This window comes from Ruegeria sp. BG10, from assembly GCF_056538575.1.
The window spans coordinates 125,410-145,402 of the sequence record NZ_JBQFTI010000002.1 but is presented as its reverse complement, the minus strand read 5'-3'; the positions used below and the strand labels follow the sequence as shown (position 1 = coordinate 145,402).

The following is a 19,993-nucleotide window of genomic DNA, read 5'->3' as shown; positions in this document are numbered from 1 at the left end:
CCTAGTCTTTGCGTCTGCGCGCGTATTTGATCAGGGTGCTGAGGATCGCGCTGACGACATCAGGTGTCAGTGCGCCAATCGGGTCGCGCCGGATACCCTGAACCGTATTGCGGGCATCAGACAGGCTGTCCTTTATTTCCGTTTCGATATCTTGCAGAGCCATGTCGCGCAGTTCGACGGCCGCCGTGGTATCGGCCTGCGCGTTCTGAGTGTTTGCCACCAAGGCGAGCAAAAGTGCCAGCAGCAGGTTTCCGGCGGCCAGGATCAGGGCCGACAACGGCTTCGACAGTGTCGCAGACAGCCAGAAAAAACCCGCCACATTCAGCATGACAACGGCCAGCCCCACCGCCAGCCCTGCCGCGGCATAAAAGCCGGTGCGCTTCGCTGCGATGGTCAGATGCCGTTGCGCAATCAGCCGTTCGGCACGCAGAATGATTGAGATGTTGCGGGAAATGCGGCTCATGATTGGGCTCCTACCGGGAACGGCCTAGCAGATAGCCAAGCGTGAAGATGCCAAGGGCAAACAGGATCGGCTTTTTATGCGGCAGGTCTTCCAGTTCTGTCAGCGCCTCTTCCAACTGGACTGACCACGTCTCAAGGCTATCGGCAATGCGCTCTGTAACCGTTTCTTCCGGGTCGGCGGCGCCATGGTTCGCATCCGCCTGTGCAGGACCACTGCCGGATCGCTCGGCCAGCTGACGGCGGAGTTCCGCGACCTGCGCTTCCAGTTCAGCTTTTGTTACCATGACACCGGTCCTTGCATGATCGCCCGCAAACGGGTCTGCGGCATTCAACCTTGTTTCGACGTTCATGTTAATGCGCTTTTCCGGTTCAGGAAAAGGGACTTATCCAGAGCCGATGGAAATTGCGCGGCTAGCTGGGTAATTGCTGATGACCCGCACGTCGACCAGGCGCAGGCGTGACCCTACAGCGGAGAGCTGGTGGCGCAATGCAGCAAGATCGGCGTTTTGACGATCTCTTCCGGCCGGATTGTCGACGCCAAGGGAGTCGACAATGTTTGTTGTTGGAACGCGGAAGGGACGCGGCTTGCCGCGCGGGACGCACTAAGCGCCCGGGGTTTCACGCGAAATAATCTGCGACAAGCAAAAAGTCGGGCTCGGCATCTTCTTCGATAGTTGCGAAACGCGGAATCGGTTCTTCGAACACGTTGTCGGTGCGATCGTCATTGACGGTCGATACTTCTCCGATCAGGCAATCGCCTTTTTCCGCCCAGAAGGCATGCCAGATGCCGGGCATCAGGGTCACGCTCTGACCGGGTTTCAGGCGCAGCAGTTCACCGGGACGGATCGTCACGGGACAGCCATCGCTGGGCACGGTCACAGACGTATCCCGGTCAATGCCGCCCTGCCGGTCCGAGGCATAGATTTCCATCACCAGATCGCCGCCGCCGCGGTTGATGATGTCTTCGGCTTTGACAACATGACGGTGCATCGGGGACAGTTGCCGGTCGCGCGAAACCAGCAGCTTTTCCGCGTAAAGCATGCCGCGACCCTGGCTCAGATCGCCAACGTCCCCATTGCGTAGGGTGAACAGGAACAAGCCCAGTTCGTCAAAACGACCCTGCCCATAGTCGGTGATGTCCCAGCCCAGCCCCCGTTCGCGAATGCCTGCCGCCTCATCGCTGCGCATCCGGTCCGGGGACCAGTTGGCGAAAGGCGGCAAAACCGCCCCGAAGGATTGAATGAAAGCCTCGGCCTCGGTCTTGATGGCGTTGATGTCTGAGCGTTTCATGGGCGTTCCCTCATGGGTCAAAGCTCGTGGGCCCAGGGCGGGTTCGCCCCGGCGCGGGAAACGGTGACGGCGGCAACTTCCGCACCTTTGGCAAGGGCGGCGCGCAAAGTATCGGGTGTCAGCGCACGCACGCGGGCCTTGGTCAGATGGCCCGACCTGTCCAACTCTGCCAGTACGCCAGCGTTGAACGTGTCACCGGCACCTACCGTATCGACCACTTGGACCGGTTGAACCGGCACCGACGTTTCGGTGCCGTCGGCCAGAAATCCGGAGGCACCCTGACTGCCCCGGGTCACGATGACAACAGCAGGGCCAGCCTGCAGCAACAGCCGGACTTTGTCGGAAACGCTTTCCGGTCCGGGGATGATCCAGTCCAGATCCTCATCTGAAACCTTGATGATATCGGCCTGTCCGATCATCCGGTTCAGGCGTGTACGATATCGGGTCTGGTCAGAGATGAACCCGGGCCGGATATTGGGGTCAAGCATGACGGCCCGGTCCGACCCATGACGATCCAGCAACGCGGCATAAGCGTCGGCACAGGGTTCGCAGGCCAGGCTGATACCGCCAAAATAGAGCGCCGACACCGCAGGGAGCTGAGCGGGCATGTCTTCGGGCGTCAGCATGCGACCGGCCGAGTTTTCATCCATAAAGCTGTAGGATGCGTGCCCGTCCTTCAACTGCACGAAGGCCAGCGTCGTCGGGCGCTCCGAGCGAATGACATGGCTTGCATCGACATGGCTGGTTTGCAGGGCATCGCCCAGTTGCAGACCGAACATGTCAGAGGACAGGCCGGTCAGCATACCAACCGGCGCCCCCAACCTCCCTAACGCAATGGCCGTGTTGAAAACAGCGCCGCCAGAGTGAGGCACGAATCCTTCGCCTCCGGAAATGGTCGGGGCGGCGATCATGTCGATCAGGGCTTCACCGCAGCACAGGATCATGCCCGGTCCTTTCTGTTTGCGTCGTCAGGCGGTCAGTTTACCGCGCAAGCGCACTTTTGCAGAAGTTGTTAGCGCCAACAATGCCAAATTCATCCTGTTCCGACACATAAAGGTTCATGGAACGCCGCAACCCGCTGAACCGTCCGCCGGCATTGAAGGCGTCGCGGAAGGCATCCTTGAACAGCCATCGGTTTTTCTCGGCAACGCCGCCCACAAGGAACACGCCGCCTACGGGCATGAGGACCACAGAAAGGTCGCCCATAACGGCCCCCAGATGGGTGGTGAACATTTGAGCGGTTTTTTCGGCAATCGGATCAGACCCGGTGCGCGCATCCACCAGAATGTCGCGGGCGTTGCGCATCGGCGTATCCGCTTGCCCCGCGGCCATTCCCGCCGCCCGGTACAGAACCGGCAGCCCCGTCCCGCTGAGGAACATTTCGGCCTCAAGCGTCAGGCTGTCATCAAAGAAACTATCCGGCGCGATGTGGCGGGCAGCCCTGAAAATCTCAACCTCATCGGCGTGGCGCGGCGACAGCCCGACGTGACCACCTTCGCCCGAGGCGGTGTGATAGCGGCCGCTGGAATAGATTAACGCTCCGACGCCAAGCCCGGTGCCCGGGCCAACCACCAGCCGCGTTCCCTGCGGCGGGGTCGCGGTCCCCTGCAGAACCTCGACATCAGCAGCGGTGACTTCGGCCACGGACCAAGCCGCGGCGGTAAAGTCGTTGATCACGAACGTGTGCTGCGCCCCGGTTGCCTTGCCGATATCGCTTTCAGACAGGTCGAGATGCGCGTTGGTCAGACGGATCGTACCGTCCCGCACCGGACCGGCCCCGGCGGCGACAACGGCGCGCGGGTCAGTGCCGATCTCGTCGCGCAGGCTGTGAAACGCCTCCAGCAATTCGGGCAGGGTGCCGGTGGGGTATTTGCGCAGATCGGTCAGCGTACCGTTCGAGATCACGCCCAGTCGTGTGTTGGTGCCGCCGATATCGGCGACCAGATTCCAATGCTCGTGCATCGCTCCGGCAGGTTGGGCCAATGGAACGGATACCGTGCTGCCGGCCAGTGCGGTTTTCAGCGCGTGATATGAGGCTTTCGGCCTGCGCTTGAGCGTTTCAAAATCCACGTCGACAAGGCCAAAGCGTTTTTCATAGCCAAAAGCCCACTCATAATTGTCCAGTAGCGACCAGATGAAATAACCCTGCACCGGCACGCCCTGTTGCAGTGCATCCTGAACCGCTGTCAGGTGTTGGTTGAGATAGTCGATCCGGTCGTCATCCTGCACCCGCTCGGGGCTGGCCATACCGTTTTCGGTGACATAGATCGGCAGATCACCTGTGTAATCCTGCCGGGTGCGGGTCAAAAAGCGGGTGAGGGCGGTGGGTTCAATCTCCCACTCCATCTGCGTTTTTGGCAGCGGTCCGGGAACCTCTTTCAGGCCGGGCCATGCGGTGTCGGCAGGGGCGATGAGTTTGCGGGTATAGTAATTCAGCCCGCACCAGTCGACCGGAGCGCCAATCGTGTCGAAATCGTCCCGCCAGCCCTCGGGCAGGTGGGGTTCCAGGCCCTCAAGCACGTTTTCGGGATAGGTCTTGTTGAATACGCCGCCCAGGAAGAACCGATTGTAGATGCCGTCGTACAGGTCGGCAACGCGGCGGGCTTCGGGGGTGTCGTCGGCGGGCTCGGCCCATTCCAGATTGAACACCGCACCCAGATTGGTCATTCCTAAACCGCGCATCGCCTCGATGGCGCGGCCATGGGCCAGCAGAACGTGGTGCATAGCGCGGGCCGCTGCGCGAATGTCGCGCAGGCCCGGGGCGTGATGGCCCTCGAAATGGCTGAGCCAGCTGACACACCAGGGCTCGTTGATGGGGGCGACGCTGTACATGCGGTCACCGATGCGGCCCATGATAACCTCGGTGAAATCCGCGAACCAACCGGCAATGTCTCGGTTGCGCCAGCCCCCAAGATCCGCCAGCGGCGACGGTAGTTCCCAATGATAAAGCGTGGCGCAGGGGCGTATGCCGCGCTCTAACAGCGCATCGGCCAGCCGGTCATAATAATCCAGCCCTGCCTGATTCACCGTGCCGCGTCCTTCGGGCAGCACCCGTGCCCAGCTTGTGGAAAACCTGTAACAGTCGAATCCTGCGTCCCGAACAAGATCGAAATCCTGCTGAAAGCGGTTCAGATGGTCACAGGCCAGATCGCCGTTTTCGTTGCGCACCACATTGCCCGGAGACGCCGCAAACGTATCCCAATGGGTTTGCCCCGCGCCGCCCTGCGCATGGCCTTCGATCTGATAAGCTGATGTGGCAACGCCAAAAAGGAAATCCTTGGGGAAATCAGAACGGGTGTACTTCATGGTCAGAACCTGTTGGGGGTAGGGCCGGTCGAGCCACCAAGTAGCAGGTCGATCACCGGCAATCTAGTTTTAACCGGATCGGCCGGTGAATTGACCCGTCGCGTCGACGGTTCAGCCGACCGGTGGCAACGATATCTTTTGCTTCCTGGGCGCAGTTTCACGTCAAAATACCCGTCCACTCGCAGCGCTTGACAAGAGCTGTGCCGCTGCTTCAACTTAATTGAAACGTTTCAATTAACGGTGGAACCCCGGAGATGCGTGCATCGGCGCAGCCTAATACCGTCAGGCAGGAGGGAAATCAGGCGACCCAGCCTGATCAGGTTGCGACTTGTGGCTTTACCGATGGCGAGGCGGTCGGGGAACATTGGGACTGGCGCTGTTTTCTGCTGGATCAGGTGTCCGGAGGGGTCGGGTAATGGCCCGCGCGACCATCAAATCCATCGCTCGGGCAACCGGTTACTCGGTCGGAACCGTGTCAAATGCTCTGCGGGGTGTTGCCTCGGTCAAGGATGAGACACGACAGGAGGTTCAGGCGGCGGCCAAAAAGCTCGGGTATCGCGTGAACATGGACGGGCTAAAGCTGCGCACCAACAAATCCTATCGCATCGCCGTTCTGGTCAGCGTTTCTGCTGAGGCTGCGGAAGAATGGGAGGGGGTTGAATTCACCCGCATTCTCGGCGGGATTTCGAAGGCGTTGCAGAATTCAAAGTATGAGTTGAGCGTTTTCAACGTCGCCGACATTTCGGATGCAATGACCGTGTCGGCAAGGATCGTCCATGACGGTCTGGCCGATGGGGTGATATTCTCGGGCACGCGGCATGATGACCCGCGCATCGCCTTCCTGCAACAACATGGCTTCCCTTTTGTGACCATGGGGATGAGCGACAGCGCAACGCCCCATGCCTATGTTGATTTCGACAGTCAGGCCGCGGCCTTTGACGCGACCGCGCGCCTTGTACGGCTGGGTCACCGGCGGATTGCCCTGATCAATCCTCCGGCCGATCTGATTTATGCGACCCAGCGCCAGCGCGGATATTCCAGCGCCCTGAACGCTGCGGGCCTTGCGACGGATTCAGCGTTGATTTTCAACGGCCCGACCACCGCATCCATGGGCCGAAAGTCCTTTGAGGCACTGATGCAAATGACGGAGCGTCCCACGGCATGTATCTGCGCCAACGAAGCCATGACATTGGGTGTGCTGTCGGCTGCTCATGAGGCCGGAATTCGGGTTGGTCGCGATCTCGTTGTGATTTCGACCGATGATCTGCAACTGAGCCGTTATTTCGTGCCGCCACCCAGCACCTATTACGTCCCCATCGAAGACACCAGCCGCCTGCTGGGCGAATACATGCTGAAGGTGCTGGACGGCGCCGAGCCGACGGAAACCCAAAAAAAGATCAGGGCCACCCTTATCGAGCGGCAACCTGACACCCCTGCGCCGCAACGTGCGCATGCCAACTAAACCAACAGAGGAGTAACCGGAGATGTTCAAAAACCTGATTGCTGCAGCAGCGCTGACAGCGCTTGCTACACCGGCAGTATTTGCCGCAGATCTGGAAGGGCGGGTTCTGAAAATCGGAACCGACGCGACCTATCCGCCCATGGAAACCGTGGATGAGACCACTGGTGAGATCGTGGGGTTTGACGTCGATGTGATGAACGCAATCTGCGAAAAGGTGAATTGCGTCCCGAACTTCGTCAATACCGCGTGGGACGGCATCTTTGCAGCGCTACAGCAGGGCGAATTCGATCTGGTGATCTCGGGCGTGTCGATCACGCCGGAACGCGAAGAGACTATGGACTTCTCGGAACCCTATATCGTAGTCAGCCAGGCCATCCTGTTGCAGGTCGACAATGCCGACATGACGCTGGACGATTTCAAAGCTGGCGGCCAGAAGCTCGCGGCGCAGACCGGCACCACCAACGCCCAACTGGCCGAAGACCTGGTCGGGCGCGAGAATGTCAGCCTCTATGACAACTTTTCGGCTGCAATTCTGGCCCTGCAGAATGCCGACGTGCAGGGCGTCATCATCGACGGCACCTCGGCTGCGGCCTATGAGCAGGAGTTTGCGGGCGAGTTGACGGTCGGGATCACCGGGCTGCAATCCGATCCGCTGGGCATCGTGTTTCAGGAAGGTGACGCCACAGTCGACGCCATCAACGAAGGGCTTGAGGCAATCAAGGCCGACGGCACTTTGGACAAGCTGGTCACAAAGTACTGGGGCACCGAATAAGCCCAACCGGCACGTAACGGCCCGGCACCCTGAGGTGCCGGGCCGCATTTCAGCAGAGAGGTTTCATGTCGCGTCTAAGCTCGATCCGCCCGAGCAATCTTGTTCTGCTCGCCGCCGCCCCGTTCATCATCTACCTGTTCGCAACCTCTTCGAAATACCTGCGGTCGCTAACTGCCATCCTTGGGATCGGCAACAATGCCGGGCCGATTTTTGTCGGGTTTCTTCTGGTTCTTGTGGTGGCGGTTCTGGGATATCTCTGCGCCCGCTACACCCGGTTTCAGGCCGGGGCACCCGGTTGGCTGCGCCTGTCCGCGCTGGCGGCGTTGCCGGCTGCACTGGCACTGGCTGCCCTCAGCTATGCATCGCCGCAGGTGCTGATGCCTTTTGCCGAATCCGTGTTCTTTCACGCGCTCAGCGAAAACACCTCGCCACTGATCGACCGGTCATCACAGACCTGGGTGCTATTGCCCGAAGTTATTGGGCAGGTACGCGCCGGGCTTCAGGTGCTGCTTTTGTCCTACGCGGTGATGGTTGCGATCATCCTGCTGACTGTGCTTCTGCCCGAAACGGTGCGGGGGAAGGTTCGGCTCGGGTTGGAAATACTGACCGGAGCCGCGCTGTTTTACCTTATGTTTATGGCGCATTGGCAATTTGCAACCGGTGTGGCCATCACGTTCCGCGCGGCCATTTTCGCCTATATCTTCGCGGCGATCCTGGGTTTGATCTGGGTTGGGTTGCAATCGTTCAAACCCAGGGCGCGGACAACGGTTGTCTACGGGTCCGTCAGTCTGGCCCTGCTTGCGGTGTCTACGTTCTTCTTCATGCAGCCGAAGGTGGAATATCAACTTGTCGGCAGCCTTGATGCACGGGTCGCGATTGTGCGCGGCACGCCACAGGCGCAGGCGGACATCATCCGGTTTGGCGAGTTCGACGGCGGCGGGGATCAGCAATACCGCATCCGCAGCGCCCCGGACGCGGCCAGCGCGCTGGCGCAGATCGACACCGTCGACAGCGTGTCCGGCGCCTTTGTTCCGGTTGACATGGACACCAAAGGCCATCCGGTTATCTGGCGGACCAGCTTTCTGCCAGACACCATTCGCAACGCCGCGCTGGCCTTTGCGGTTTTTGGATTTCTGCTGCTGACCCTCACGGTTGGCGGAGCCCAGCACAAACTGCACCCTCTGGCTGTCGGATCCGAGTTCTTTGTCGATACCATTCGCGGAATTCCGATGCTGGTGATCATCCTCTATATCGGTCTGCCGCTGGCGGGCGCAGTCAAGGATGCGACCGGAGGCGGCATCGATATGACGAACATGACCCGTGGCATCATCGCCATTTCGGTTGGATACTCGGCCTACATGGCGGAAATCTTCCGGTCCGGGATCGAGGCGATTCCAAGGGGTCAGATCGAAGCCGGCGGCTCATTGGGATTGTCGCGCTGGCAGACGGCGCGGCTGATCATTCTGCCCCAGGCCCTGCGCATCGTCACGCCGCCTCTGGGCAATGAATTCATCGCCATGATCAAGGACACCTCGTTGCTGTCGATCCTGTCGGTGCGCGACATGACCCAGCGGATGCGAGAGTTTCAGGCCGCCAGCTTCCTGCCATTTGCGCCGTTCAATACGGCCGCCATTCTTTACGTCGTCATCACGCTGGGCTGCGCCAGCTTCCTGAAATGGATCGAAAGACGTACCGCCAGGGAAGACCGATGAGCAAGCTGGAGCTTGGGGTCTGCTATTACCCCGAACAATGGGACCGGTCGCTTTGGCCCGAAGATGCCCGGCGGATGGTCGAGATGGGGATCGACTGGGTCCGCATTGCGGAGTTCACCTGGTCTCTGGTCGAGCCGCAACGCGGGCAGTTTCGATGGGACTGGCTGGACGAAGCAATAGGAATACTGGGTGAGGCCGGGTTGCGCGTGATGATGTGCACGCCCACCGCCGCACCGCCGAAATGGTTGGTCGATGCGCATCCGGAAATTCTGCCTTTCGGGTCGGACGGGCGGGTCCGCGGGTTCGGCTCGCGCAGGCACTACTGTTTTTCAAGTGAGATCTATCTGGCCGAGGCGCGCCGGATCGCTGCCGAATACGCCCGCCGCTATGGTGCGAACCCTCATGTTCACGCGTGGCAGATCGACAATGAATATAACGATCATGACACGGTGCTCAGCTATTCAGACGCGGCACGGGATGGGTTCAGGCAGTGGCTGGCGGATCGCTACGGCTCGATCGACAAGCTGAACCAGACATGGGGCACTGTCTTTTGGGGCTCTGCCTATTCCGGTTTTGGCCAGATCGAATTGCCCAACGGGCTGGTTGCCAGCCCCAATCCGACCCACGCGCTGGACTTTGCACGCTATTCCTCGGATCGGGTGCGCCTGTTCAACCGGGCGCAGGTCGACATTCTGCGAGAGTATGCGCCGGGCCGCGACATCACCCATAATTTCATGGCGGGCAGTTTCGAATTCGACCACCACACCGTGGCGGCCGATCTGGATATCGTGGGCTTTGACAGCTATCCGCTGGGCAACCTGCTGGCATCCACCTTGTCGGTGGAGGAAAAGCAAAAGTACCTCAGGACCGGCGCGCCAGATTATCAGGGTTTTCACTGCGATCTCTACCGGTCGCAGGGCAAAGGCCGCATGTGGGTTCTGGAACAACAGCCCGGGCCGGTCGACTGGGCCGAGAAGAACCCTTCTCCTGCCGACGGAATGGTCAGGCTCTGGACCTGGGCTGCCTATGCGCACGGGGCGCAGGCGGTGATGTTCTTTCGCTGGCGTCAGGCCAAATTTGCGCAAGAGCAGTATCATACAGCCCTGCTGCGGTCCGATGGCACGCCGGATCAGGCAGCGCTGGAAGTGGCGCAGGTGGCGCGCGAACGTGAAACCCTGCCCGCGGCGCACCGCACGCCGGCAAAGGTGGCAATCCTGCTGGATTACCAGTCCGTCTGGGCCGCCGATATCCTGCCTCATGATGATGGGTTTCCGAATACTCAGATCATCCGGGAATGGTATGCTGGGCTGCGGTCTCTGGGGGTTGATCTGGACTTCATAGGGCCAGATGACGACCTGTCCGGCTATCACCTGATTGCTATCCCTCAATGCATGATCATCCCGCCGGAACTGGCGGTCAGATTGAAGGCCAGTCCGGGCAAGTTTCTGATCGGAGCGCGTGCGGGCAGCAAGACGCCCGACATGCACACTCCGCCTAACCTGTCGCCGGGAGAGTTGGCCGATATGACCGGCGTCCGTGTCCTGCGGGTCGAATCACTGCCGGAACTGGCAGGGGAATCGGTTCGGTTGTGGGACGGGACCGCCCATTCGTTCACCGGATGGCGCGAGATCGTCGAGACGGAGCAGGATGTATTGGGCTGGTTTTCAAGCGCTTACAGGGATGGAAGCCCGGCAGTCATACGGTCGGAACGGGCGATGTATCTGGCGATGGTTCCGCGTGGGACACTGTTGCAGGCTGTGTTGTCAGGGGCTTTGAGCTGGGCCGACATCCCTGTAAAGGACTGCGGCGCCGACCTGCGGATCACGCATCGCGGGCCTTTGGGGTTTGCTTTCAATTTCGGGCGCGAGGAACAGGTTTTGGCGCAGGACGACGGGCGCAAGTATGTTGTTGGTAGTTCCGCCATCCCACCCTATGGTGTCTCAGTCTGGCTGGAACCGGGATCTGATCGCGGTTTCACTCGGGCTGGTCGTAAACTGGACTTATGAAATCCGTCAACTGTCACTTTTGGACTGACAGCTCTGACGCAAAGGTCTAGCGTGCAATCACAAAACAAAAACAACACAGTCCAATATCGGGAGAAACAATTATGGCTGAACGGAAAAACCTTTCCAGACGTTCTGTTCTGAAAGGCGCAGGTGCGGCAGCTTTGGCTGCGCCACTATACAGCAAATCTGCACTGGCATCCTCGGGTGAGATCAACATTCTGATGTGGTCGGATTATTTGCCGCCCACTTTCCTGCAGGAGTTCGAAACGCTCACCGGCATCAAGGTGAACTACACCGGGATCGGGTCGAACGAAGAAATCATCAACAAGATGAAGGCCACCAAAGGCCAGGGTTTCGACATTGTCTCGCCCACCAACAACCGTTCGCTCCAGTGGGAACCGCTTGAGCTGTTGCAGCCCTTCGACATGAACAAGGTTCCGATTGATCTGGTGAACCCGGCGATGGCGCAGATCGGCACCGAGGCCTGGAACTTTGGCGACAGCGGCGCGCATTGGCTGCCGCATATCTGGGGAACGGAAGGCATTGCGTATCGCACGGACCTGTGGCTGCCGGAAGGCGACGCCCCGTCCTACGGCGATGTCTGGTCGGAAGAGAATGCCGGCAAAACCATGGGCCGGGCGCATTCGATGATGCTGGGTGCCGGTCTCTACATGGAACGCGCCGGTGAGATGGAGCCGGGCTCGGTCTGGGCTGCTTATGGCGACGAAGAAACCATGCGCAAGGTCTGGGGTCAGATCACCGACTGGTGCATCGCGCGCAAGAACCGGATCAAGCTGATCTGGAACGACGCCGATACCCAGAAGAACGGCCTGCTGAACGAAGGCGTCGTTGTCGGTCAAACCTGGGACGGTCCGCCGCTGGCGCTGAAATCGGCCGGCGAGCCGGTGCACTATCAGGCTCCGGTCGAAGGTGCGATGGCCTGGGTCGACGGCATGGCCATGCCGACAGGTGCCACCAATATCGATCAGGTCTACGCCTTCATCGACTTTGCCTATCAGGCCAAGCCGGCCGGCGTCGCGATTGACAGCCACGGCTACAACTCGCCTGTTCTGGGCGCCGATCAGTATTCCGGCGACACCTACAAGAAGAACTTTGCCGAAGCCTATCCGGGCGACTCGCTGGCCAACCTCAACCCATGGCCGGCCGAGGCACCGTGGTATGCGGAAACCCGGACCGAGTTCGTCAACAAGTTCAAAAGCGCCTGATCGCTTTGAATTTATGCCCCCCGCCGGCAAGCGGGGGGCCATTTGCCCGTGCGCCCATCCGGCGTGACGGACCCTATTTCGGTGCGGTCTGGAACCGCACCAGACGGAGATACCTAAAATGAGTGCAGGGGTCGGTGTAGATCTGGAAAACCTGTGGATCCGGTTCGGTGATTTTGTCGCCGTGCGTGATGCGAATGTTAACATCAACGGGGGCGACTTCTTTTCGTTCCTCGGCCCCTCGGGCTGTGGCAAGACGACGATCCTGCGCGCTGTATCGGGGTTTCTGGACCCATCCGAGGGCAAAGTCCTGATCGGCGGCAATGACATGCGCGGTATCGGTCCGAACAAACGCCCGACCGCGCTGATCTTTCAGAACCTCGCGTTGTTCCCGCTGATGAAAGTGTGGGAAAACATTACATTCTCAATGGAGATCAAGGGCGCCAGCAGTGCCGAGCGCCGCAAGCGGGCGGATGAACTTCTGGACATGATCGCGCTGCCGGGGCAGGGCGACAAGCTGCCCAGCGAATTGTCCGGTGGTCAGCGTCAGCGGGTTGCCATCGCACGCGCCCTGTGTGCAGAACCCGATGTGTTGCTGCTGGACGAACCATTGTCTGCGCTGGACCTGAAACTGCGCCAGCATATGCGGACCGAACTGCGCGAAATTCAGCAGCGGGTTGGCATCACCTTCATCTACATCACCCACGACCAGGGTGAGGCGCTGACCATGTCCGACAGCATCGCCGTGATGCGGGCCGGGGTGATCGACCAGATCGCGGATGGCAAGACAATCTACAATGATCCCTCGACGGCTTTCGCGGCCTCGTTCGTGGGTGAAAACAACGTGTTCCGCGGCAAGATCAAGCAGGTCATAGGGTCCGAGGCACTGATCTCCACAAACCGCTCGGGCGATCTGGTGGCGCGGGTCTCGACCGCCAATCAGGGCAGGGTGAAGGAAGGGGATGACGCCATGATGTTCATCCGTCCCGAAGCCTTTGCCGTTGCACCGGATGGCGCCACTGGCGACCATTTTGTCACCGCACGCGTGAACCACGAGGAATTCGAGGGCAACGTCTTCAACATCTTCACCGAAGGTGAGGGCGGCAAGGAAATCAAGGTATCGATCCCGAACCACGGTCAGTCGTTCAAGGACCATACCGGGCAGAACATCACGCTGGAATACGAACCCCACAACGCGGTTCTGGTTCCTGCGGGTGAACTGGCAGCGGAATAAGAGGGTCTGACACATGCCCGGATTTCTAAAAGACTTCTTCACCCGCAACGGCACCGGCATGGGGCTGGCGATCCTGGGTCTGGTCCTGTTCTGGACCATCGGCCTGATCATCCTGCCGCAGCTGTCGATGCTGGACTTTTCTTTCCGCCCGAACCTGCCGCCGCCGGAAATTGGCGGACCCAAAGACGTCTATACGCTGGAAAACTATAAATACCTGATCTACGGGCCGGAAGGCGGCAGCCAGGATTATAACGTCGTCGATCTGCGGGTGTTCTTCCGCACGCTGCTCGCAGCGGTCTGCGTGACGATCTTCAACCTGATCCTCTGCTATCCGATTGCCTATTATCTGGGTCAGTCCAAGGGCAGCCATATTCGCATCTTTGCGATCATGCTGATTATCCCTTACTGGATCAACGAGATCCTGCGCGCCTTTGCCCTGCGGATCATCTTTGGCGAAACCGGGGTTCTGAACACCCTGTTCATGGGGCTGGGCATCTGGGATACGCCCTTTGATTTTATCCGCAACGACATCGCGCTCTATGCGGGTCTGGGATATGCCTATATCCTGCTGATGATCTTCCCGATGTACAACGTGATCGAAAGTCTGGACAAAAACCAGATCGAGGCTGCGCGGGATCTTGGCGCGCCCTGGTGGCGGATTCACTGGCGGGTGGTCATTCCTTATGCCAAGCCGGGGATCAGCTCGGGCTGCACCATGGTGTTCATGCTGAGCGCCGGCGCACTGGCCGCACCGCAGATTCTGGGCGGACCGTCGTCGCTGTGGTTCACGCAGCTGATCTATCAGCAGTTCAATGACAATAACGACTGGCCGCAGGGGGCCGCCTACGCCATCGTGCTGCTGGTGACCTGTATCCTGTTCGTTCTGGCGGTGATGCGCCTGTTCAAGGTGAACATGGGGGATATCGGGAAATGAACAATTCCTTCCTTCGTGTAAGCATCTGGGTCTATCTGGTCATCTTCTTCCTGTACCTGCTGGGCCCGCTGGTGATCATGTCGGTCACTGCGTTCAACTCGTCGGCCTTCCCGCGGATGACGCCCTGGGAATGCCTGACCTTCCAGTGGTTCGGAGAACTGTTTCAGGATCAGCGCATTCTGAACGGCATCAAGAACTCGCTGATCATCGGGGCCGGGACGGTGGTCCTGTCGGTGGCGATGGGTCTGGCCGGCGCGCTGATGCTGACGCAGATCTGGCCCAAGCTGCGGGCGACCTACTACACCATCATCATCGCGCCGATCCTGATTCCGGGCGTGGTTCTGGGTATCTCAACCCTGGTGTTCTGGGACCGGATCAACCGGATGCTGGGGCTGGGCGCGGACAGCGTTCTGTCGAACGGGATTTTCCTGACGGTGATTGGCCAGTCCACCTTTATCGCCAGCTATTGCATGCTGGTGCTGGTAGCCCGGCTGCAGCGCTATGACGTCGCGTTGACCGAGGCCGCACTGGATCTGGGTGCCAGCCATGCGCAGGCGTTCCGCAAAATCCTGCTGCCGTTCATGCGACCGGCAATTGCAAGCGCCGCGGTGCTGGCGTTCCTCGCCTCTTTCGAGAACTACAACACCACCACCTTCACCTTTGGCGAATACCCGACGCTGACGATCGAACTGGCGCAGAAGGTGCGCTATGGCATCACGCCGTCGATCTCGGCGCTGGCATTCATCATCGTGGCGCTGACGGTGTTCTTCGCCCTGATGAACGAAGCCAAGCTCAGGCGCCAGGAACTGGTGGCCGCGGCGCGTAAGAATGCCACGGTCGAGGAACTGGCAGGCAAGATCAGGCTGCCCAGCTTCTTTGCCGGAAACACGGCGGCGGTTCTGCTGGTGGTGTTCGCAGTTGCGACGATCACCGTTGTCGGCACCGCGACCGCCTACAATCCGGGTCAGTGCATCGCCAACGTGAAAGAGCAGAAACGGCTTGAGGCGGAACAGCGCATTCAGGAGCTGCGCCAGCAGCGCGAGGAACGTCGCCAGCAGCGCTTTGAAGGCGTGTTCGACCCCGACGAACTGCAACCCGGTTCCGAGGACGAAGAATCTCAGTCCGGGACTGGTTCGAACAATTCGGGCTTTGGCAACGTGTTTGCGCCGAATTCGCTTGGCGGAGATTCTGACGGCGAGAGTTCCGACACAGAAGAAACGCCGCCCTCGAACAATGGTGGCTTCGGCGGGGCATTTGATCCCAACAGTCTGCAAAGCGACTGACGCCACCTGACACACGCACCGGATGCGCCCGAAAAGTTTATACCGTTTCGGGCGCATCCTTTCTCAGGACCGAGACATCACAGGCTCCGATTTCGTGGCCGTTCCAAGAAACCGGTGCGCCGTTGTAGTTGATCAGGAAATCATGGTCCGCAGTTTCTCTGCGCCGCAAACCCACTGGCATCGGATGCAGGTCCAGACCAGCATTCTGTGCAGCCAGTTCCATGACCCGATCCCACAGCGCCTCATCGGGAAAACCGGTCAGATACCAAAGACCTTTATCGCCCTTCAGCGCCGGTGTTCCGTCGTCAAAGGTCAGCAGGTCCGGAGCGGAGCCGGACAGCCGGTCGATCCAATGCTGTGCGGCACCCCCGCCGATCACCGTGCGATTGACCGTGGGGGGCAGGGTTTCCACCAGATCGACCGCGCAATCCAGCCCGGTCAGGCCGGGTCGTCCGGTTTCCGGTATCTGAAAGTCACGCGTGATGGCACCACTGCGGGGCCCGAGAATGACCAGATCACTACTGTCGGTCACCTGGCGCTCAAGACCTTGGGTCATCGTGGCCAGCCCGGGTGCCAGGATCATCTTGTAGTGACCCTTGGGGCCGTCCTCCGCCGAAACAAAATCCACCGACAACCCCGCCCGGCGCAGAGCCTGATAGGCGGCAAACACCAGACCGAAATAGTCGAAACCCGCGCCCTGTGGCTGGGTTGTCCAGGCCCAGTCCGAAGCGTAATCGAACAAAATGGCGACATCCGCCTGCATTTGTGTGACCGCGCCCAGTTGCATCAGTGTGTCCGCGGTCTGTCGCGCTTCGGTCAGTGCCGGGGCAGGGCAGTTGTTCGGGGTCAGCAGGCCAGCGTGCATCTGTTCCTGCGCGAACGGGGCCTGCCGCCAGCGGAAGTAACTGACGACTTCGGCCCCGTGGGCGACGGCCTCAAGCGACCACAGCCGGACCATGCCCGGCAGGGGTGCCGGGTTATAGGGTGCCCAGTTCACAGGGCCGGGCTGTTGTTCCATCACCCACCAGCGCCCGCGCCCGACGGCGCGATACAGGTCATGGTGAAAGGCCTGCATGTCGGGATCGCCCTGTTGCAGAAAGGCTGTCTTATGTTCCGGATCAGCCTCCAGCCGGTCGGACAGAAAGCCGATCGGATAGCTGTCCCATGTCGCGATATCCAGATCCGCGCCGACTTTGAAATGGTCGAAATCCAGCACCCGCCCCATGTAATTGTGCAGCAGAGGCGCATCGGTCAGCGGCCTTAAAACGTCGACCTGTGCCTTGTTGAACGCCACCACCTGATCCGAGCTGAAGCGGCGGAAGGCCAGAACATGCGCCGGGTTGGCCTCGGTCACGGTCAGGTTGGGCAGGTCAATCTGGCTGAAGTCGTCATATTCCATCGACCAGAAGATATTGCCCCAGGCCGCGTTCAGCGCTTTGATTGTCCCATATTGTCGTTTCAGCCAGACGCGAAATGCACGCAGGGCTGATGCGCTGTAACTGACAGTAGTGTCGTGACATCCATATTCATTGTCGACCTGCCACGCCGCGACCTGTGGATGACGCCCGTAGCGTTCGCCCATGATCCGGGCAATACGCGCGCTTTCCTCGACATAACCCTGATGGCTAAAGCAATAATGCCTGCGGGACCCGAATTTGCGCGGCTGCCCCTGCACGTCCACAGCCAGCATATCCGGGTGTTTATCCAGCATCCAGCGCGGGGGGGTCGCGGTGGGCGTCCCGAGAATGATCTTCAGGCCGGCATCCGCCAGTGTTTCGATAGCACGATCCAGCCAGCCGAATTGCAGATCACCGGGTTTAGGTTCCATCCGGCTCCAAGCGAACTCACCGATCCGGACCCAGGTCAGGCCGGTTTTGACCATATCGGCCGCGTCCTGTGCCCACATCTCTTCGGGCCAGTGTTCCGGGTAGTAGCAGACGCCTAGTTCGGGCTTCATAGAATGACTCTGTGTTCCGCCTGACCCTTGCCTGCGCCGATGGCGGCAAAGGTCATGCCATTGGTAGGTTGGGTTTCAAGTGTTTCTGCACTCAGACCTTCACGGGCCGTGGTGCAGAACAACGTTGTAAGATCGCTGCCGCCAAAGGCGGGGCAGGACGTGTGCGCGGCCTGAAAACTCTGCGCCCTGAGAAACTGCCCGGCGGGGTCATAGGCCGCAACGCGGCTGGCGCCCCATTGTGCAATCCAGATATTGCCTTCGGCGTCGACGACGGCCCCGTCGGGGTTCAGGCCGTCCACCCGGAAGTCCAGAAAAACCGTGCTATCACCCTCGGGCCAGCCGGTGTTGGCGTCCAGCGACCAGCGCATGACTTGTTTTGTCGCCGTGTCCGCGTAATAGGCACAGGCCCGGTCCGGCGCGAAACAGATGGCGTTCGAGATCGTGATATCTGGCACCAGTCGCCGGACCTCACCCCGCCAGAACCGATAGATCGACCCTGCGCCCGGTTCGGCATTCTTTCCCATCGTTCCGATCCAGAAACCACCCCACGGATCCGCGCGACCGTCATTGGAACGGGTGACGGGGTTGTCGGCCTCAAGCGGGGCGACCAATTCCTTCTTTTCGGTGTCCGGTTCGAATCGCCAAAGACCTGTTTCCGAGGCGATCAGCAGCGTTTCCCGGTCCACCCAGCCTGCGGCAGAGACATGTTCCGGGAACTGCCAGCCAAGCCGCATGTGGTCTTGCCGAGACATCAACCGGTTGCCCACGATGTCGAACCAGAACAGCTGTTGCCGTTCCGGGTGCCACAACGGCCCCTCGCCCAACTCGCACGGGCGATCGTCGAAGACGGTGCTCATCCGGCAGCCTCGTCATAGGCCGCGACGATCTGCCGGGCGCGGTCCGCGATTTCCTGGACGGTCAGGCCGGGCTTGAACAGCGCCGATCCGATCCCGAACCCATCAGCGCCAGCGGCGATCCAGTCGCCGAAATTCTCGGGACCAGCGCCGCCCACCGCATAGACCAGCGTTCCTTTGGGCAGGATCGGTCGCATTGCCGCCAGCCCGGTTGGGCCGGCCATCACGCCGGGAAACAGCTTTATTCCCGTGGCCCCCGCGTCAAGCGCGCCAAATGCCTCGGTTGGGGTGTAGACGCCCGGCCAGCTCTGCAGATCCAGAGCGACGGAACGGCGGATCACGTCACCGTTGAAATTTGGCGAAACGATCAGCTTGCCGCCTACACCGGCGACGGCATCGACTTCGTCAACTGTCAGAACGGTTCCCGCGCCAATCAGCGCCTGTGCGCCGAAACGATCAGCCAGAATGCCGATGCTTTCCAACGGGTCGGGTGAGTTCAGCGGGACTTCAATGCGGTCGATACCGGCATCAATCACGGCATGACCAACGTCGGCGGCCTCGGTCGGCTGCAGGCCGCGCAGGATGGCGATAATGGGACGGCTCATGCGGTTTGCCTCGTCAGTTTGCGGGCCTGCAACAGGCCTGCCAGTGTGGATTGCGTGCCGTTGACGGTTTCGACAAAGGCACCCTGTTGTCGCAGCGCAGCGGCATACACCTCGGAAACGCCTTCGGCGCCGACGATTGCCAGCTGCTGACCCAGCCAATAGGGGCGGGTTGCGGCCAATTCCGCGCCGATCAGGTACCCCGAAAGACGGGCCCGAGCAACGCCGCTGTCCTGTTCATGCAGCAGATCGGCGGCGCGCAGCCCAAACAGCCTTGCGGCCATCTGTTCGGGCTTCGTCAGGGCATCCGCCACGCCCTCGGCAAAGGCGTCTTCGTTCCAGCCGTCACCGACCGAGTGTTTCAGGACCGATTGCCGGCGCAGCAGTTCGAACATCTCTCCGGTCATGAAGGTGCGGAAACTGACGACTTCGCCGGCGCTGATCTGCGACCATTTCGTGTGGGTTCCCGGCAGGCAGATCACCCCGTCCCAGTTCTGGCGGTCGGCCAGAAACCCTGCGATCTGGGTTTCTTCGCCGCGCATGACGTCGGGTGGTGAATTCTGTTTCAGGCCCGGCACCACGAAGGCCCGGATGCGGGGGTCGGTATCGGGGACACGGATCGGGGCGACCGGTACCGGTACTGACGGAACCGCCGAATAGGGGGCTTCGACCCAGCCCTGCCGCGCGCCGACCATCCCGCAGGCCAGAACGTCAAGTGGCGCATCGCCCAACCAGCCTTCGATCAGGTCCAGCAATACGGTCTGAAACTCGCCCTTGACGACGCGCGCCATGCCGCGATCCGACTGGGCCTGATCCAGCACGGTGTCGCCCCGCATGGCCCAGACCCGAAGATGAGATGTTCCCCAGTCGACAGCGATCCATTCTGTGTTCATGGT

At 60.4% G+C, this 19,993-nt stretch carries 18 protein-coding genes and 1 pseudogene; 9 read left to right on the top strand and 10 right to left on the bottom strand.

The window, feature by feature from the left end; all coding sequences use genetic code 11:
• Window position 1 precedes the first annotated feature (1 nt).
• The 6 genes and pseudogenes from ACR0D8_RS11765 to ACR0D8_RS11740 form a co-directional block, all read right to left on the bottom strand.
• The gene (locus ACR0D8_RS11765) at window positions 2–463 is read right to left on the bottom strand and encodes a hypothetical protein (protein WP_480646625.1); all 462 of its coding nucleotides are present in this window, start codon (window positions 461–463) and stop codon (window positions 2–4) included.
• A 10-nt stretch (window positions 464–473) separates the two neighbouring features.
• A complete protein-coding gene (locus ACR0D8_RS11760) occupies window positions 474–746 on the bottom strand; it encodes a hypothetical protein (protein WP_480646623.1) in 273 nt (90 codons plus the stop codon).
• Between the two features lie 334 nt (window positions 747–1,080).
• Window positions 1,081–1,752 carry a D-lyxose/D-mannose family sugar isomerase gene (locus tag ACR0D8_RS11755; RefSeq protein WP_480646621.1) on the bottom strand — a complete coding sequence of 224 codons (672 nt, stop codon included), beginning with the start codon at window positions 1,750–1,752 and terminating at the stop codon, window positions 1,081–1,083.
• A gap of 17 nt (window positions 1,753–1,769) precedes the next feature.
• Complete coding sequence (locus ACR0D8_RS11750) at window positions 1,770–2,696, bottom strand: carbohydrate kinase family protein (RefSeq protein WP_480646619.1); 927 nt, start codon at window positions 2,694–2,696, stop codon at window positions 1,770–1,772.
• A gap of 37 nt (window positions 2,697–2,733) precedes the next feature.
• On the bottom strand, window positions 2,734–3,714 hold the full coding sequence (locus tag ACR0D8_RS11745; RefSeq protein WP_480647112.1) for a glucokinase: 981 nt from the start codon (window positions 3,712–3,714) through the stop codon (window positions 2,734–2,736).
• Window positions 3,715–3,753: 39 nt separating this feature from the next.
• Window positions 3,754–5,058, bottom strand: a pseudogene (locus tag ACR0D8_RS11740) (GH1 family beta-glucosidase); the annotation flags it as partial.
• Between the two features lie 254 nt (window positions 5,059–5,312).
• Here ACR0D8_RS11740 and ACR0D8_RS11735 point away from each other — a divergent pair.
• The 9 genes from ACR0D8_RS11735 (at window position 5,313) to ACR0D8_RS11695 (ending at window position 15,684) form a co-directional block, all read left to right on the top strand.
• A complete protein-coding gene (locus ACR0D8_RS11735; protein ID WP_480646617.1) occupies window positions 5,313–5,474 on the top strand; it encodes a hypothetical protein in 162 nt (53 codons plus the stop codon).
• A complete protein-coding gene (locus tag ACR0D8_RS11730) occupies window positions 5,474–6,520 on the top strand; it encodes a LacI family DNA-binding transcriptional regulator (protein WP_480646616.1) in 1,047 nt (348 codons plus the stop codon). Before ACR0D8_RS11735 ends, ACR0D8_RS11730 begins: the two co-directional genes overlap by 1 nt.
• 22 nt (window positions 6,521–6,542) lie before the next feature.
• Window positions 6,543–7,292 (top strand): basic amino acid ABC transporter substrate-binding protein, encoded by a 750-nt coding sequence (locus tag ACR0D8_RS11725; RefSeq protein WP_475164744.1) that lies wholly within the window; start codon window positions 6,543–6,545, stop codon window positions 7,290–7,292.
• Between the two features lie 65 nt (window positions 7,293–7,357).
• Window positions 7,358–9,004, top strand: coding sequence for an amino acid ABC transporter permease (locus ACR0D8_RS11720; RefSeq protein WP_480646614.1), 1,647 nt, complete (start codon window positions 7,358–7,360; stop codon window positions 9,002–9,004).
• Window positions 9,001–11,010 carry a beta-galactosidase gene (locus tag ACR0D8_RS11715; protein WP_480646612.1) on the top strand — a complete coding sequence of 670 codons (2,010 nt, stop codon included), beginning with the start codon at window positions 9,001–9,003 and terminating at the stop codon, window positions 11,008–11,010. The genes ACR0D8_RS11720 and ACR0D8_RS11715 overlap by 4 nt, the downstream gene beginning before the upstream one ends.
• Window positions 11,011–11,111: 101 nt before the next feature.
• Entirely contained in the window at window positions 11,112–12,236 is a 1,125-nt protein-coding gene (locus ACR0D8_RS11710; RefSeq protein ID WP_475164748.1) for an extracellular solute-binding protein, read from the top strand.
• Window positions 12,237–12,354: 118 nt separating this feature from the next.
• Entirely contained in the window at window positions 12,355–13,467 is a 1,113-nt protein-coding gene (locus ACR0D8_RS11705; protein ID WP_480646610.1) for an ABC transporter ATP-binding protein, read from the top strand.
• A gap of 13 nt (window positions 13,468–13,480) precedes the next feature.
• Entirely contained in the window at window positions 13,481–14,401 is a 921-nt protein-coding gene (locus tag ACR0D8_RS11700) for an ABC transporter permease (RefSeq protein WP_475164752.1), read from the top strand.
• Window positions 14,398–15,684 carry an ABC transporter permease gene (locus ACR0D8_RS11695; protein ID WP_480646608.1) on the top strand — a complete coding sequence of 429 codons (1,287 nt, stop codon included), beginning with the start codon at window positions 14,398–14,400 and terminating at the stop codon, window positions 15,682–15,684. Before ACR0D8_RS11700 ends, ACR0D8_RS11695 begins: the two co-directional genes overlap by 4 nt.
• Before the next feature lie 37 nt (window positions 15,685–15,721).
• Here ACR0D8_RS11695 and ACR0D8_RS11690 read toward each other — a convergent pair whose 3' ends face one another.
• Genes ACR0D8_RS11690 through ACR0D8_RS11675 form a run of 4 tightly spaced genes read right to left on the bottom strand, consistent with a single transcriptional unit; the run spans window position 15,722 to window position 19,990 of the window.
• Window positions 15,722–17,641: a beta-galactosidase gene (locus ACR0D8_RS11690; RefSeq protein ID WP_480646606.1), complete on the bottom strand. Its 1,920-nt coding sequence runs from the start codon at window positions 17,639–17,641 to the stop codon at window positions 15,722–15,724.
• Window positions 17,638–18,498 carry an SMP-30/gluconolactonase/LRE family protein gene (locus tag ACR0D8_RS11685; protein WP_480646604.1) on the bottom strand — a complete coding sequence of 287 codons (861 nt, stop codon included), beginning with the start codon at window positions 18,496–18,498 and terminating at the stop codon, window positions 17,638–17,640. The genes ACR0D8_RS11690 and ACR0D8_RS11685 overlap by 4 nt, the downstream gene beginning before the upstream one ends.
• Complete coding sequence (locus ACR0D8_RS11680) at window positions 18,495–19,100, bottom strand: 2-dehydro-3-deoxy-6-phosphogalactonate aldolase (protein WP_480646602.1); 606 nt, start codon at window positions 19,098–19,100, stop codon at window positions 18,495–18,497. The genes ACR0D8_RS11685 and ACR0D8_RS11680 overlap by 4 nt, the downstream gene beginning before the upstream one ends.
• Window positions 19,097–19,990: a 2-dehydro-3-deoxygalactonokinase gene (locus tag ACR0D8_RS11675; RefSeq protein ID WP_480646600.1), complete on the bottom strand. Its 894-nt coding sequence runs from the start codon at window positions 19,988–19,990 to the stop codon at window positions 19,097–19,099. The genes ACR0D8_RS11680 and ACR0D8_RS11675 overlap by 4 nt, the downstream gene beginning before the upstream one ends.
• Between the last annotated feature and the right edge of the window lie 3 nt (window positions 19,991–19,993).